Source organism: Brevibacillus centrosporus (assembly GCF_003710815.1).
Taxonomy (GTDB): domain Bacteria; phylum Bacillota; class Bacilli; order Brevibacillales; family Brevibacillaceae; genus Brevibacillus; species Brevibacillus centrosporus.
Genome location: NZ_RHHP01000001.1, coordinates 22829 through 39307 on the forward strand (window position 1 = coordinate 22829; position 16479 = coordinate 39307).

Consider the following 16479-nt stretch of genomic DNA (forward strand, 5'->3'; position numbering starts at 1 on the left):
ATTCTCTCCTCCTTCACTATCTGCTATTATTTTCCATTGACTAGAAAAAACCTTTTTCCTCAGCCAGCATATGGCAAATCTTTTGGTTGTACGGACGAAGTCTTTCTTTTTTTCTCTGCTGCTCCCACCAGCCAAGCGCCAAATGGCAATCTTCCCAGTCCATACGAGATGGCAAAGGACAAGACCGAACATAGGAGAAACGCAACGAAGCTTCCCAACAAGCTATTATGAAAAAGCTGGAGCGCCGTGAGTCCTTTCATTAAATATGTCAGCACCAAGGCATGAATCAAATAGGCCCCATAGGAGTATTTGCCGAGCATCGCAAACCATTTGCTCCCCTTCCACTCTCCAGTCCACAAAGCGATCCTGTATACGAGTAAAAGCTGTACAACAGTATAAAGAAACATGGAGGGCTTCAAGGATGTCGCCACGTTTAAATTGATATGCCCAGTGCCAGAATCGCGAAATAGCTCATAACCGATATAGGCAAATAAAAGGAGAAAGCAGCCGCTGATCCAGACCCAATATCGTGTGATGGCATGCCGAAACGTACCCAGTGTGACCGCAGCCGTCCCTCCCATGAGGAAATAAAAGAAGTAGTAGAAGGCATTGCGATCGCGATACTTGATCCAGTACGAGTCCATCCATGCGAGATGAAAACGAAAACCATGCGCAGGAATGTACCGAGCCGAAAACCAAACGATGAAACTGTACACAATTCCGACCAAAACAATGATGGCAATCCCTTTTCCTCTCGTGCTCGCCCATTTACGCAGGGTGCGAAAGAGAGACTGCCAAAACGGATACAGGAAATAAAACTGAAAAATCATCACGACAAACCACAGATGGTATGAAGCACTTCCCGTCAGGATACTTTTCAAGATATGCCACGCCTGTTCAGAGCCACTCTGGGGAGGTCTTGTTTGCAATGCCAGGTAGATGGCCGACCAAATCCCGTATGGCACCAGAATCTCTGTGACTCTTTTCCGAATGAAGGACAAATAGGAAATCCGCTCATAATAGTTATAAAACAGTACCAAGCCAGTCATGAAAATAAACGCGGGTACCGCAAATTTCAACAGATGAAAAAGCATCCCGTAAATGATCGCAGTTTGTTCATCTACTCCCGGCCGCCTTATGTACACGCCGATGACGTGCTGATAGACAACAGCAAGAAAAGCGAAGGAACGAATCAGATCTAGTTCTGCGATTCTTTCTTTTCTGGTCATCCCTAATCCCCTAAACCTTTCCAATTTTAATCACTTTTGGATTTCTTTTTATCTTACCTTCCTCATAACCCCCCGACAAGTCTACCACAAAACAAAAGCCGATGCCCGGATTGGCATCGGCGACTCTTTCCTGATCCCCTATTCTTTTGCAGGGGGAGATGTCATCGTCTTGGGAGGATCTATCCGTTTCTTTTTCCTCAGATGCGCGATGATCCATAAGCAGAGCGGGATTAGTGTAAAGTAACCTGTCATTTGAATGCCAATGATCGTCTGGATATTGGTAGCAAGCTGGGATAAATTAGGGGCAACCCAAAAACTGAACACAACCAGCAAAAGGCCAAGCGGGAGTACAATTGGTCGATAATCTTCGAGCCGAAGCCATTGAGCCGTTCCAAGAGCCAAGGCGAAGTAGAAAATGGAAATTTTGATAAATGCACCCGTGACCCAGGTAGCAATCACGATGGAATCGATATTTTCAAAGAAATCCGCATAGCTGATCATTTGGATGGCGCTGTAAAACGGATACGTCATGTACGGTACTTCTTCTCCTAGAACAAGCAGCGTAGATAGATTGATACTGGTTAGAGCCAGCATTCCCATCCCTACCGTTACCATACCGGTGCGCATCCCTTTTTCTTCATTGGCGCTAAAAGGCAGCACAAACGAAAAGAGGATCACCTCGCTAAACCAGCCTTGGGGAGTGTACGCACCGCGAAGAACCGGGATCACTCCATGCTCCAGCATAGGAAACAGGTTATCGATTTTCATAAAAGGAATCATGAGAAGAAGCAAAGCTGCGTAGAGAACCACCACGATCGGAACGAACACCTGTGCAGTTCTAGCCAAGACCTCTACCCCAGCTCTCACTGTAATCGCACATAGGAAGACGATACTGCTGACCACAACTAGCACTGGCGTTTCTAAAAGGAAGGAACCGACGATAAATTCCCCATACTGTCTGATGATATTCCCGTTGCAGTACAGGAAATCAAACAGAATCAACAAACCGCACAGCTTCCCCAGGAAGGTGCCTACAATTTTGCCGCTGAATTGAATAATGCTCTCATCCGGAAAGAGCTTATGCAGCTGAAAAACGAGATAGACCGTAAGAAACCCGACGAGCGAAGCAACCATTGGCGACATCCACATATCCTGTTGAGCTTGTCGGGCAGTCGTAGCGGGAACAAGCAAATCTGCGGTGGCTACCATTACCGGAAAAATCATCATTCCCATTTGGGCTGCCGTAATGTATTGCTTTTCCTGCATGCTCGCTCACCCTGCTGTCAGTTGATTTTTAAAAAGGTAGTGATTGGCTTGTAGATTACTTCGAGCACTTGTGTCATCCCTGGTAAATCAGGATTGTGAACCAGAAGGATCGCGATGAACCAACCCGCGAGCACGAGAACGGCATAAGCTACCCTAGTTTTCCAGGAGCTTCTGCATAATGAATTCCACTCCATTGCGATCAATAGCCCTACGATCAACGATATGCCAAGAATGGCTCCCCACTTCACTTCTGTCTCACCTCGGATTCAGGTATGCCCGCTGGTATGGTGATGAGGCCAGGTCTTCTGATGTAGGAAGAAATCTTCAGCTCGATATCGAGGGTCGGAAACTTTTCCTCCCACCTGTCTTTGACTGCGGCGAATTCTTTCGGATACTTTCGATGAAATTGCGTAGCGAAGCCAAAGATGTCGGCTTTCATGCCATGCTGGACATGCTGGAGTGTTCTCTTGATTCTCGTTTCGATGTCCTTGCGTAAAGCGACCTGCATAAGGTGCAACAGATCTGGACTGACCAGGTTGAGATTGGTACCGTTTTGAATCAGGTCTCCTTCGGTTTCGATCGCGACTATCATTTTCCATTTCCCATTCTGTATGACGGGGGTGAGCTTGGTCGTCTCTCGAATCGGGTTCAACGAGACAAATCCCTTCTCGTTTTTCGCCTTTACGGTAACGGTCGTCGCCGCTATTTCATTACGGACCCACATGACTCCCCTCGTCATACGCTCCGTAAGCTGACCGATCATCTTGCCTTCTTTAAATACGGCGCTCCCCATCAAGTACGGGTTCAGCTTCGATTCGGATCCCTTGGTAGCATACAGGGAAATGATGGGAAGGATAGCTGCCTTGGAAGGGCCTTTCAGCATTTTCAGCAGATCGATCAATGTGACTTCCATTCCGACATGCAAACCTGACAGCTCTCGTACCGTTTCTGCCGAGTAGCGTTCGATTTCCGGTGCGACTTTTAGCACATCTGCTGCCTTCCCTTTGCTGACGTACATGAATGCCCGATTTCTCGGTTCAGGATGTCTTGCCAAATAATCAACCAGCTCTGTGATTCCGCTTTTCGCAATCGCTTCGCCATACAGGTATACCTTGCAATGCCCCCAGAAGATCATCCGTGGAATCTTCATCTGGATTTTTGACATGGCGTCGGCGATATTGACTCCCTCTGCGGAACGAACCAGCGTTATACTTTGCAATCCCCCTCCTTGCATCGCACCACCCCCACTCAACGCACGGGGGATGAAGACCTGGATGGACAGTTCAATCTCGTTGTGTTCTCCGCGATCAATTCCTGCAGCGGTTACGATCGCCACGTCGTTAAGCTCAATGCGGTCCCAGCAGCCCGTGAGCAGCAAAAGGCTGCAAATGAGAAACAAATATTGCCAGTGTTTTACCAAGAGGGCTTCCCCTCCGATTTGACCGGTTTGATCGGCCACACGAGGCTTTGTACTCCTCTCGCATACAAGGCTAGCTGTGGCGCTCCCTCCAAGGAAAAGGCAGCGTGCGTCATCGTGTTCTCTTGAAGCTCTAGAGAAGCTTTTTGCAGCCGCCACGGCTCATGATACACATCCGCATGGAAAATCTTTTTCGAACGACTGCATTCACAAAATAATGTGTAGCGCTCTGTCAGCCAATATTCCAAAGTTCCACTCTCGGCAAAGAAGCAATCCGACACAGGCCGGTAGCTTGCATGAAATGCCTCCGCCCCATCTGGTTTCCCCCATCTTCTGGACTGAAAATGAAGCCCTTCACTCCCCTGCACAACTTGCATCGCAGCGCGAGCATAAGGCAAGCGGTACCATTGTTTTGCAATGGCTGTAATCATCGGCTTGGAGGCATCCAAGGAGAGAAAGTAGATTCCAGACTTTTGTCCCAGCTTCACATAGGTGCGCACATTGATCTCTGGAAAGGTGGTCGTAAATGGAATAGGAGGTAAGCCACGCAGGCGCACACCCGTCATCATAAAAGGGATGATGCTCACCCATGCCTGTCCTTCAAAGGTATCGATCTGCAGTGAATCGGGAACCAGCTTTCGCAAAACATCAAAGGGAACTACCCAATGAGCAAACAACAAATGCTCCCACGTCTGCCTCATAATCCAGCCCTTCTGATCAGAAGGCCACTTGATCGGATGAATAGTCGATTTGATGGGAAGCCCTCCTTCCATGTCACGCCTCTTCCCCTGTGCGCTTCGTTTCAGATTTCGCTTTCGGCTCATAGGCGAGGGGAATCTGCGTTACTTTGCTGGTCCATTCATCGAGTGCTACTAAATCGGCTGCCGTCACATCCTTTATCGACGTTTTGCCTAATGCGAGAATCGCAATCTCCATCTCTTCTGCAAACGAGGCAAAAAAGTTTTCTAGATACCCGGCAGCCTCCTCTGTATCAAACTTGTCTTTCAGCTTCCCAGGATACCAGGTCAGCTCCGTAGGCGGTTCCCAGGGAATCGCTTTTATCACTTGATCGTGGGTCAACGCCCATACGACCGCGGTTCCCATGTAAATGCCGTCCGCCCCAAGCGCTAAAGCCTTCAAGCAATCACCGGGTGTTGCGTACCCGCCCCCAGACAGCAAGGTGATACGATCCTTGACTCCTCGATCTTTCAAATAACGCACCGCCCTCGATAATGCGTAAATCGTGGGCAACCCAAAGTCGTCCTCCAAAATAGGCGGACTCCCTTTCGTACCTGCCTGTCCGCCGTCAATGCTGATAAAATCGACACCTGCCTGGATGGCGATTTCCATGTCTTCTTCAAGCACTGCACTTGCGCATATCTTCACTCCAATGGGTACCCCACCGGTTAAAGTACGCAGTTTTTCTACCAATACCGGCAAGTCCGCTGCACGCTGCACATCCGGATGAATCGAAGGGATAACGACTACCTCCTCGCCTTCTACCCCCATGATCTGACTCGCTCTTCCTTGAATGTATTCTGCAGGGATAAAGCTAGCCGAGCCAGCAGAGGCTCCTTGGCCAAAATGAATTTCGATAGCATCCGCTTTGCGTAAAGTTTCCGGCTCTTTTGCCCACTTTCCCGAGCTGTATTGGATAATCAAATGCTTGGCGAACTGCCTTTCTTCAGGCAAAAGCGGACCTTCTCCCGTATTGGTCAGCGTTCCAGCCGCTGCTGTTCCTTTCGCGATGGCAATCTTTACTTTCTCACTGATACCAATCCCGTATCCCATCGCACCAGACATGATGGGCAAATCAAGCGTCAGTGGTTTTTTGGCCTTAGGACCGATCGTGATACGCAGATCGACATCTGCATCTTCGGGTGCTGGAAAGATGGCAAGCTGAGCGGGTGAAAACACAAGCCCGTCAAAGTTCAGAAATTTCCTCGGGCTGCCAAACGGTCGTTCAATGACTTGTCCCGACCCTGCCCGCAAGCTGTTCTCCAAAACGATTTGGGGGTTGATCTTTCTCATCGCAGAAATCATCTCGAACACATTTTCCGGATATCTATCCGCCATGAGCCGTTTCATGAATTTGCCGAGCAGCCATTGGACAGCAGGGCGAAAGAAGAGGAATATCATGACACCGATCAACAGGCTCGCCAGTAAGGTTCCGACAAAAGAACCGAGAAGGAAGTAAAGCCAATTTCCATTCATGTTTACTGCCCCTTTTAAAGCGTTCTACTCCATCCCTACCTTTAGATTGCCCTAAATTGGAAAAATGACCCACAATGACTTTATTCATCGTTTTTAATTTCCTCCTGAGGCACTCCTGCAGGTACAGATATTAGACCGGGGCGTCGTATGTTTACGTTTATTTGCGTATGGATCTCGATTTGAGGGAAAATCTTCTCCCATTGGCCCTTGGCCTTCTCCCACTCTTTCGGATACTCTCGATGAAAGGCAGCTGCGAAATTCACCACATCTGTCTGCAGCTCTTGCTGGAGTACCTTTAGCGTCATCCTCATTCGAGCTTCAATATCTGCACGTACGGCATTCTGCACCAATGCCAAGAGCTCCGGCTTCATCAGATTCAAGCGGGTCCCGTTTTCCACCACATCGCCTTCGGTATCCACGTGCACCAGCATGGACCATTTCCCGTTTTCCAGATGGGGAATAAGCTTTGTTTTGGTTCGAATCGGATTGACAGAAACGATTCCTTCTACGCCGTTCAATTGTACAGAGATGGCGGCTTTATTCATTTCATTTCGCAGCCATAGCAGTCCACGCGTTTCATGCAAAGTCAAGGAGCCGATCATTTTATCCCTTTTGAGAATGGCCGTTCCTACCATCACAGCTTTGACTTGAATATCTTCCGGCTTCTGCAGCTTCTTCCCATTCTCGATGATCGGAATGGCAGCAGCCTCCGATTCCCCACGCAGCATATTACGAAAATCCACCAGGGTCACAGCCATACCAATATGCAGGTCTGCGTATTCGCGCAGGGATTCAGCCGTGGAGCGCTCCAAGGAAGGGGTAATATCCAGCGTATCCAGCCCTTCCCCTTTGGAAATGTACAAATACGCGCGATTCCTCGGCTCTGGATGGCGGACAAGAAAATCGATGTGGTCGGCGAGGCCTTGTTTGGCTATTTCTTCTCCAAAAATGTAGACTTTGCAGTGCCCCCAAAATATTTGCCGCGGAATTTTTGCCTGCAGCTTGGAGATTGCATCAGCAATATTCGGTCCATTGCTGTTTCGCATCGTCGTCAGCTTTCCCTGCCCTCCACCCGTCCCCCCTGCTCCTCCCGCACCGCCACCCAATGCTCGCGGGAGAAATATTTGTACGCTAAGGGTAATTTCCTCATTCTTCGCCTTGTCTACGGATGCTGCAGTAATAATAGCGAGGTCGTTTACTTCCGTTCGATCCCAACAGCCCGCTACGAGAAGACAGCAGATGCTAATCCAAAGACATTTGACTTTCACCCCGTGTCCACTCCTTTTGTTCGATTCCGCTTTTCAGTCAGCGTCGATAGAAGCAGCAAACTACCCGGTATGAACACGAAAAATATCATTAAAAGGAACGGGATCGCAAAGGAATTGATTTCCCCTACAGTAGAAAAGTCGGGGATTCCCCAAAAGCAAAAGAGTATCGTCAGCCATCCGACGGGCAGTACAATCGGGCGAAAGTTTGACAGATTGAGCCACTGCGCCGTGCCCAATACCGTCACGTAATAGAAGAGTGTAACTTTGACGAATGCCCCGACCACCCAAACGGCCATGACCCCTGACTCCAGGTTTTCAAAGAAGTCAGCGACGCTAATATACCTCGCCATATCCATGATGGGAAAAAGCAATGTCATCGTCACATCACCGAATACGAAAAGGGTGATCAGATTGGAAACGATCATCGTGACCAGACAGGCGAGAATGGTCACCACCCCTGCTTTCTTAGCATTTGTCCGATCACTCATATAGGGCAGCAAAAACGATAGGAGAAACACTTCGCTAAACCAGCCTTGGGGAATAACCGCTGCGCGAATCGTAGGCAATAGACCATTGTCCAGAATCGGCAATATATTTTGCGGCTCCAAGTCTTTCAAAATGAGCAAAATCATGATCAAAAAAGGGACGACAAAAAACGGAAAGAAAATCTGAGCTGATCTCGCAATCACTTCAACTCCCCCTCGCACGGCAAAAGCACTTACAAGGACCAAAGCCGACGAAACGATACTCAAGGGAGTACCGTTTAAAAACAAAGCGATGAATTCGGCGTATTCGCGTACGATAAAACCATTGATTTGCAGGAACAGGAGAACGTAGAAAAAGCCGATCCCCTTCCCCCAAAAGGTTCCCGCGATCTGCTGACTTTGTTCGATGATCGTCATGTTGACATAGCGCTGATTCAATTGTTTGGCAATAAAGAGTGCCAAAAAGCCGCTGCACGATGCCCAGATCGGGGTAATCCACATATCTTGCATTGCATGCTTCATCATCAAGCTCGGACCGGCTATCATGGCCGTCGACATGATGATCGGATACAGGATCATTCCAGATTGCGTAGCGGTAATTTTCCCCTTTTCCAGCATCGCTCCCCCTCCTCTCGTCGTCCGTTCCTATTTGTGCTTTGCAGCCGTGAGATTTTGATTTTGACTTTGCCCTTTTTTTCGCAAAGCGGCGATGATCAATAGAAACAGCGGCAGGACAGTCTGGATTAACGGGCCGTAAAACGGAAAAGCATAGATGTCAAAATAAAGCCCCGTATTGAAGTTGGGAAAAGACCAGAAGCTGAACAGGCCGACAAAAAATCCGATGGGAAGGACGAGGGATCGATAGTCGCTCATCCGAAACCACTGGCTCGCACCCAGTACCGTCACATAATAGAAAATGGAAATTTTCACGAACATCCCCAAAATCCAAATCGCCATGACGAGGGACTCCATGTTCTCAAAGAATTCCGCCACGCTGATGTATCGAAAGGCAACCATGACGGGAAAAAGGAAATCGCCAATCTGTTTGCCGAGCACAAATAGAATGAAAAAGTTGATCATCGTAAGTAGCAGCGTCACACCGATTACCGCATACAGCGCGCTCGATTTTCCTTTCTCCTGATTGCGCACATAGGGCAGCAAAAACGATAGGAGAAACATCTCACTTAACCACCCACCGGGTACCAAGGCCCCTTTTATCGAGGGAACCAAGCCGTGCTCGAGCATGGGGAACAGATAATCCAGCTTCATGTTGTTGAGGAGAAGAGGAATAAATAAGACCGGAATCAGGAAAACCGGAAAGAACAGCTGAGCCGTTCGCCCAATGACTTCGATGCCAGCTCTGACTGCCCATGTACACACAAAAATCATCGTAATAATAACGACGCTGATGGGAGTCTTGTGAAGAAAGTTTTGGACGATGAACTCTGCATAGCTGCGGACGACAAAGCCGGACAAATGCAGGTAAAAAAAGATGAACAGAAAACCGATTGCTTTTCCCGCCACCTTCCCTACGACCTCCTCACTGTACTGAACGGACGTTTTTTCCGGATACATACAATGCAGTCGATGAGCAATCCAAACTGTTACAGTTCCCATCAGGGCTGCCCAGATCGGGGAGAGCCAAAGGTCATTATGCGCATACTTTCCTGTGATCCCCGGGATCGACATCACCCCTGATGCAACAACTGCCAGAAACAGCATCATTCCCATCTGGGACGCTGAGATTTTTCCCTTCTCCAGCATGTGCCCACCTCCTCTCCATCCCATCACTCTAATAAAATCGCAAACGGCTTAAAGAGAGTCTGTACCATCGTTGTCGGGCCAGGTATGTTAGGCAAATCAAAAAGCGAGAGTGTCCACGCGATCAGAATCAGGCTGAGAAAGACCAGCTTGTCCTTTCGCGGCTGCTTTTTCAGTCGTGGCCACTCGTATCCGATCAATACGACAGCCAATACGGTCATACTGAGGACGACTCCCCATCTCATGTAGCATCGCCGCCATTCGATGGCCCTGGCTTCATACCGGGTGCCTGCCTGTGAGGATTAGCCTCTCCCAACAACTTCGGGCGTGTATCCATCATCCACCAGGGGGCTCTAACCAACGTATCCTTCAGCTCCTGCACCCGCAGTGGGCCCACAGGACTCAGATAGGGAACGCCTAGGGAACGTAAGGAACATAAATGAACCACCGCCATAATCACTCCTAACATAATACCTAGCAATCCCAGTGTCCCTGCCAGAAGCATCATGGGAAAACGCAGTAAACGAATCGAGATGCCTGCGATGTAGTGCGGGATCATAAAGGAGGCAATCCCCGTAATGGCCACGACAATGACCATCGGTGCCGAAACGAGTCCCGCTTGCACGGCAGCCTGTCCAATCACCAGTGCCCCGACAATGTTGACAGCTGCACCCACTTGTTTCGGGAGTCTAACACCCGCCTCGCGAAGTGCCTCAAATGTAACCTCCATGATCATCGCCTCGACAAGGGCAGGAAAAGGCACAGCTTCGCGTGAAGAGGCCATACTGATCAACAGCGAAGTCGGTACCATTTCGTGATGATACGTAATCAATGCGACATAAAGGGAAGGAAGGACAAAGGACATGGCAGTAAAGAAATAGCGCAGCCACCGGATCGCCGTGCTGGCAAGAGATCGCTGGTAGTAATCCTCACTGGATTGAAGCAAGGAAAAGAGAGTAGTCGGTGCAATTAATACGAAAGGAGTACCATCCACGAGAATGGCGATGCGCCCTTCCAGCAGGTTTCCGCATACGACATCTGGTCGCTCTGTACTCAGTATTTGTGGAAAAGGGGAAGACGGCTGATCCTCTATCAGCTCTTCGATATAGCCGCTTTCCAAAATGCCATCAATTTCAATGCGGCTCAATCTAGAATTGACCTCCGTTACCAAAGACGGTTCGACTAATCCTTCGATATAGGTAACGATGATACAGGTCTTGGTATACCCCCCAATTTCTCTCCGCTCCATCTTCAATGCCGGTGTTTTTATTAATCGTCGCAGCAGAGAGGTGTTGACCGTGATTGACTCTGTGAAGCCCTCCCTCGGTCCCCGCACGACGCCTTCTGCTACCGGTTCTTCGACATTTCGTTTCTCCCATTTAGCTAACCCAATCGAAATCGCCTTCTCCTGCTGATCGATGAGCAGAACAGGATACCCGCTTGCTATTGATTCCACACACTCTTCCAAAGAACAAATCTCTTGCCACTTGGAAATCGGGATGACTTTTTGCAAGAAGTCTTCCGTGCGCCATTCAGTATTGCCTCGACCCTGCATCAGGGGCGCCAATACACGCGCATCCATTTCCTCAATGTTCGCCAAGCCATCGATATAAATGATCAAAGCTGGAGTTGTGCCGAATATCAAAAAAGAACGGAAGACGACATCAGAACAGTTTGTATAGAGAGTTCGCAGGATCTCTTCATTTCGTGCGATGTTTTTTTCCAGAGGGGTGTGCGAAGGCACATGCTTCTGCTGCATCCTGCCTTTGTTTGCTTTCCACCATTTACGCGGATTCCCACTCACCTGCCCCCCTCCCTTCCCTGTTCAAGATAAGGAAATTTTGCCCTGACTCTCCCACTTTTATCCACTTTCTCTGTTTAGAAGCAAAACAAAAACGCCCCTAAACAAGCAGGCGTTCGCTCGCAATTACTTAGCTGTTCTTTACAGGAAGCTCTCTTTTTTTCCTGATGGGCATGAGAGTGGCGTAAGTAAAGCAGCGCCACAACCATTCTGCCGGTCCATATCGAAACCTGTTTAGCCACCATTTGCTGGCCGCCACTTGCAAAGAAAATACGATCAGACACAGCAACAGACCCATTGCCATACTCGCTTCTCCGTAAAGTTGAAGCCATCTGGCGGCCACTACAGATACGATTGTTTGCAGCAAGTAATTCGTAAGTGCCATCCTGCCCACTGGCGCGAGCGGCAGCAACAGCTTGCGTGCCCTTTCGTTTTCATAGAGCAGCAACAAGGAACAGATATAAAACGCGCACAAACTAAGCCCACTCCACCCCACAAATACCTGTACGGATACAAAGGCTGATGCTGGAGGGCGGACAACTTCAAATTGAAGCAGGGGAATCATGACGACCAGAACGCAGCTGATCATCAGCAGGAGCCACCACAACCGCTTGATGGCAGGCAGAAACAGCCGCGTTTGCTGAAACAGTCCAAGTCTGGCAAAAGAGAATCCGAACAAAAAGAGCGGCAGAACCGACCAAATCGCAAACCATTCGTTGGCCAGCACAAGAGGAAACTCATTCACGAGCCGAAATTGCATCCAATCGCCCCAGTTCCCGCTCGTATATGCGTGAATCGCTTTCTGGGCAAGCCTCTGATCCGCTATCGCTCTGTGCACGTCTGGCTCACTGGGAAGCAGGAGTGTCATCGCATAGAGCAGCTGTAAGCTCAGCAGCCAGAACCATGCCCACCCTTGCACCTGCATGTCCCGTTTTCGATAGTAGAGCAGTAAAATCAATCCTGTTAGAGCGTATGTATGCAAAATATCGCCGTACCACAAAAACAAAAAATGAATCACCCCAATGAGAAACAATCCACTTAGCCTTCGCATGTACAGCATACTCACCCTGTGGCCCTTTGCCTCTGCTCTACTCATAAACAAATAGAAGCCTGCTCCGAAAAGAAAGGAAAAAATCGTGTAAAACTTCGTCTGGACAAACATATTGAAAAAAAGGCGTATCCATACATCCAGCATGGAATGATCAGCAGGCAACCCGTCCTCCGGGAGAAATAAAGCTGGCTGCAAAAACGTTGGCATATTCACGAAAAAGATCCCGAACAAGGCAAAACCTCGAATCACATCCAGCTGATGGATTCGTTCTGCCTCGGAAACAGGTATAGCCTTCATCGACATCGTCCCTTTCCCACTCGCTTTCCTTATTATGGCGAAAGACCGCGTTACCTGGCAACGTTGGGGTGCGTACACAAAAAAACAGCCTTCCATAAGCGAAAGGCTGTCTATACCACTACTTTTGACTGGAATCAGGATACAGGTCCTCGCTTGTAGACAGAGGCTGCTTTTTTCCCAAAATCCAAAAGCATCCCCACACATGCTGCCAACAAAGCAGGCATGATCCATCCCGCACCCTCTTTGTACAGCGGCAAGAATGTCAACCAGAAATCCCATTGATGATTCAGGAATGTCCCATTTACCATATCTACGATCCCAAAGCATGCAACCAAACCGACTGTCGTCGGATAAACTTTTGACGAAGCTGGTATCCAACTCCCGAACAAAGCCAGGACGATGAGCACGATCGCAACTGGATAAATCGCTCCCAAGATCGGAACAGAAACGCTCAAGATTTGCGTCAGTCCCAGGTTGGCAATCGCCATGCTCAACAGGCACAGAATCGTTACCCAGATGCGGTAGGAGAGTCCGCTGAAAAGACCTTGAAAGTATTGACTGCAAGAGGTAACAAGTCCAATCGACACACATAAGCAGGCGATCGTAAATACGACCCCTAAGATCACCGTTCCACTTTCCCCGAACAGATGATTCATCAGGCTTGTCAAGATTTGAGCTCCATTTTCAGCATGACCTAGGAATGCACTCTGGGAACCGAGAATCCCCAGCATCACATAGATGACCGTCAGCAACAATCCCGCGCCCAGACCTGCCTTGATCATATTCGCTGATATCGCGCGTGAATCATTTACCCCTTTACTGCGCAGAGTATTGGCAATCACAATGCCAAACACGAGGGCAGCCAGGGCGTCCATCGTCAAATACCCGTCCAAGAAGCCTTGGATGACGGGGTGAGCTGCATACTTCTCCACAGGAGCTGTAGGTGCTCCCATCGGCGTTACCAAGCTCATCAGAAAAATCAAGACGATCAAGGTAAGCAATGCAGGAGTCAACAGCTTCCCAAAGCGATCGACAAGCTTGGAGGGAGACAAGCTCAACCAAAAGACGACACCGAAAAATACAACGGTGTAGACCAGCAGGCTATACGGTGAGATGACCATCTCCTGTGGCAAAAATGGTGCCATTCCCATTTCAAATGCCAAGCTACCCGCACGCGGAATCGCAAGCCCCGGCCCGATCGAAACGTAAATCAGGAAGGGAAACACCAAAGCGAACAATGGGTGCACTCTACTCGCCAAATCGTAAAATGTTCCTGCTTTTGCGATGGCGACTACACCTAATATGGGAAGACCAACCGCCGATAAAATGAAACCAATGAGTGACACCCACACGCTCTCTCCAGCAGACTGACCGAGAAATGGCGGAAAAATAAGATTACCTGCACCAAAAAACATGGAAAATAGCATAAAACTAATCCAAATCACTTCTCGTCTCGATAGTGTTATCATCGATGATCATACATCCTCCCATCATAATGAGAGGCATTCTATCAATTTTCTATACGAGATTCCAGTCATTCGGGCATATTCGCAATTGCAAAATCATTGCAAGTTTTCACTTTCGGCAACACGATACAGCCATTCTTTCACCATGGCCGTAAACAAACCGCTCTGTTCGATTTGCAAGTTATGCCCCGCTCGATCGAGCACGGCAAAGCTGGCACGTGGATACTGCTCCAGTATGGACCATACATTTTGGTAGCCCGTTACATGATCCTGCCTGCCCGTCAAGAACAAGACTGGCTTGTCAAAGGGCTGCATTTCTTTTTCATTCGGCACGGAAAACGCATAGCGTTCCCGTATCTTTTGCAGAAACACCGTATCGGCAGCATGTAACCCGGGCAAAATCTCCTTTTCGAACCGCTCAAAGTTGTATCGATCCTGTACGACAGCCAGCGGTGCAAAGCGACTCATTTGATCAACAGTCAATGTAGACAAAAATTCTTGATTCTCTGCGATTACTCGACCTTCAGGCAGGATGCGAAGGTCTGGATTTGCTTCGATGAGCGGACAGATAAACAGCATTCCTGCCACTCGTTCTGGTTGTTTTGCCGCTAACGCCCTGATCAAATACCCCCCGTAGGATTCTCCAGCCAGTACGTATTTCCCCTCTGGGAGCACGTTGTCAATAAAACGCTCCACCACCTCCAGCATCTGATCAGAGCCTTGGATCCAATCCTCCCCCTTGGTTTGTCCCATTCCCGGCAAATCCAAGTAAATTCGGTGCCATCCCGGCTGATTTTCGAAAACAGGCTCCATACAGCCAGTCATCAAGCGATGATCGGGCGTAAACCCGTGAATCAGCACGATGGGAAAGCCTTCACCGAACGTTTCATAGTATACGGAAACATTTCCTAAATTGCAGTACATGCAAGCACCTCCATACAAATAGAACAAATGTTCTCTTTCCGTTTATCATAACGGAAAATACAGAAAAAGGAAAGGAGTAAAATAAAAACCACCTGTTTTACGTACGAAACTGTACGACAAGTGGTTGAGTCACTCTCCTATTTCTGCATGGCAATAATTCGGCGGTAAAACGTCTGGTCTTTCAGCTTGCGAAACAAGGAAAGCGACGGTCGAAAATTGGCCTCGATAATCCAAGGCTTCCCCTCAATATCGACGCCCAGATCCAAACCGATCCCGCGCAGCGTCGGGTATGCCTTTCCCAGTGCGTCTGCCGCCGCCAATGCTACTTTCTTGATTTCTGCCAGCAAATCATCTGGTGCGTCCACATTGGATAAACGAATGGCCGTTTGAAGCGGCAAAACCTTCCCCCGGCTCCTTGCCACGTTTGTGACGACGAAGCCCGGTCCTGCCAGCTTTGCTACCCATCCCGTAACCAGCCACGTCGATTTGCTGGTTTTGCGCTGCACCATGACACGAATATCAAACGGCCTGCCATTGATCCTCCCCAGCGGGATCAATGGCTGGAGCAAATACGGCTTTGGCCGAAACAGCGATTTTACATAAGAGACGGTATTGTCACGGCCCTCTACAATCCGTTTGGCATTCCCCGCATGTACCAGATATCGCTGGTTTCCTTTGTCTGTCAGCTGGATAATCCCCGCACCGCCACCGCCACCGGATGGCTTGAGCATTATTTTTTGGTAGTCTTCCACGTACTCCCACAACGTATCTGGGGCAAACAAACGTGTGGCAGGCAGATAATCGCGCAAATACGCATGCTTGATCATGTGCTGATGTTTGCTCCACTTTCCAACATTTGGCGGTTTTATGTCGCTGCCTCCCCATTCGTTATAAGATGATGCTCCTCTATTTTAGTAATACGGTTCTTTTCATCGACAAAAACAACTCGCGGGATCAGCTGATCCACTTCTTCCTCCTCGTACATGCCCATGCTAAGGATGATCACCAAATCCCCTGGCTGAAACAAATGAGCAGGTGGACCATTTAAACAAATCTTGCCCGTCCCTTCAGGCGCAGGGAGGGCATAAGTCTTCCAGCGTGTTGCATTTCGCAGGCTTGTGACCTGGACGATTTCATACGGCTTGATGTCCGCTGCCTTTAATAGAAGGGCATCGATTGTGATACTGCCCACATAATCGAGCTCTGCTTGCGTTACCGTCGCGCGATGGATTTTTCCTTTGCACATGTGTCGTTGCATCCGTTATCCTTCCTTTCCAAACCGATGACACCAGTCTATGTA

Annotated in this window: 16 protein-coding genes; all 16 read right to left on the minus strand. The window is 48.9% G+C overall.

Translation table 11 applies throughout. The annotated features are described in order from the left end of the window. Positions 1 to 59 precede the first annotated feature (59 nt). The 16 genes from EDM55_RS00140 to panD all read right to left on the minus strand — a co-directional run bounded on the left by EDM55_RS00140 (position 60) and on the right by panD (position 16437). Entirely contained in the window at positions 60 to 1229 is a 1170-nt protein-coding gene (locus EDM55_RS00140; protein WP_122959354.1) for an acyltransferase, read from the minus strand. 138 nt (positions 1230 to 1367) lie between these two features. After that, positions 1368 to 2495, minus strand: coding sequence for a GerAB/ArcD/ProY family transporter (locus EDM55_RS00145; protein ID WP_092266936.1), 1128 nt, complete (start codon positions 2493 to 2495; stop codon positions 1368 to 1370). A gap of 17 nt (positions 2496 to 2512) precedes the next feature. Beyond that, on the minus strand, positions 2513 to 2743 hold the full coding sequence (locus EDM55_RS00150) for a hypothetical protein (protein WP_122959355.1): 231 nt from the start codon (positions 2741 to 2743) through the stop codon (positions 2513 to 2515). Continuing rightward, positions 2740 to 3954 (minus strand): Ger(x)C family spore germination protein, encoded by a 1215-nt coding sequence (locus EDM55_RS00155; RefSeq protein WP_246070956.1) that lies wholly within the window; start codon positions 3952 to 3954, stop codon positions 2740 to 2742. The genes EDM55_RS00150 and EDM55_RS00155 overlap by 4 nt, the downstream gene beginning before the upstream one ends. Continuing rightward, a complete protein-coding gene (locus EDM55_RS00160; protein WP_246070957.1) occupies positions 3909 to 4685 on the minus strand; it encodes a YqjF family protein in 777 nt (258 codons plus the stop codon). The genes EDM55_RS00155 and EDM55_RS00160 overlap by 46 nt, the downstream gene beginning before the upstream one ends. Before the next feature lies 1 nt (position 4686). Further along, the gene (locus EDM55_RS00165) at positions 4687 to 6126 is read right to left on the minus strand and encodes an FMN-binding glutamate synthase family protein (RefSeq protein ID WP_122959356.1); all 1440 of its coding nucleotides are present in this window, start codon (positions 6124 to 6126) and stop codon (positions 4687 to 4689) included. Positions 6127 to 6206: 80 nt separating this feature from the next. Next, a complete protein-coding gene (locus EDM55_RS00170) occupies positions 6207 to 7394 on the minus strand; it encodes a Ger(x)C family spore germination protein (RefSeq protein ID WP_122959357.1) in 1188 nt (395 codons plus the stop codon). Then, positions 7391 to 8497 carry a GerAB/ArcD/ProY family transporter gene (locus tag EDM55_RS00175; RefSeq protein ID WP_092266930.1) on the minus strand — a complete coding sequence of 369 codons (1107 nt, stop codon included), beginning with the start codon at positions 8495 to 8497 and terminating at the stop codon, positions 7391 to 7393. Before EDM55_RS00175 ends, EDM55_RS00170 begins: the two co-directional genes overlap by 4 nt. 27 nt (positions 8498 to 8524) lie before the next feature. Then, positions 8525 to 9643 carry a GerAB/ArcD/ProY family transporter gene (locus tag EDM55_RS00180; protein ID WP_246070958.1) on the minus strand — a complete coding sequence of 373 codons (1119 nt, stop codon included), beginning with the start codon at positions 9641 to 9643 and terminating at the stop codon, positions 8525 to 8527. Between the two features lie 23 nt (positions 9644 to 9666). Continuing rightward, positions 9667 to 9885: a hypothetical protein gene (locus EDM55_RS00185; protein WP_092266928.1), complete on the minus strand. Its 219-nt coding sequence runs from the start codon at positions 9883 to 9885 to the stop codon at positions 9667 to 9669. Continuing rightward, positions 9882 to 11399: a spore germination protein gene (locus tag EDM55_RS00190; protein WP_174769299.1), complete on the minus strand. Its 1518-nt coding sequence runs from the start codon at positions 11397 to 11399 to the stop codon at positions 9882 to 9884. Before EDM55_RS00190 ends, EDM55_RS00185 begins: the two co-directional genes overlap by 4 nt. 172 nt (positions 11400 to 11571) lie before the next feature. Next, the gene (locus EDM55_RS00195) at positions 11572 to 12789 is read right to left on the minus strand and encodes a DUF418 domain-containing protein (RefSeq protein ID WP_122959360.1); all 1218 of its coding nucleotides are present in this window, start codon (positions 12787 to 12789) and stop codon (positions 11572 to 11574) included. Positions 12790 to 12923: 134 nt separating this feature from the next. Then, complete coding sequence (brnQ, locus tag EDM55_RS00200) at positions 12924 to 14258, minus strand: branched-chain amino acid transport system II carrier protein (RefSeq protein ID WP_092266925.1); 1335 nt, start codon at positions 14256 to 14258, stop codon at positions 12924 to 12926. A 93-nt stretch (positions 14259 to 14351) separates the two neighbouring features. Next, a complete protein-coding gene (locus EDM55_RS00205; RefSeq protein WP_122959361.1) occupies positions 14352 to 15179 on the minus strand; it encodes an alpha/beta fold hydrolase in 828 nt (275 codons plus the stop codon). 137 nt (positions 15180 to 15316) lie between these two features. Continuing rightward, a complete protein-coding gene (locus EDM55_RS00210; protein ID WP_258957591.1) occupies positions 15317 to 16048 on the minus strand; it encodes a YheC/YheD family protein in 732 nt (243 codons plus the stop codon). Next, entirely contained in the window at positions 16045 to 16437 is a 393-nt protein-coding gene (gene panD, locus EDM55_RS00215) for an aspartate 1-decarboxylase (protein ID WP_092266922.1), read from the minus strand. Before panD ends, EDM55_RS00210 begins: the two co-directional genes overlap by 4 nt. Positions 16438 to 16479: the final 42 nt, after the last annotated feature.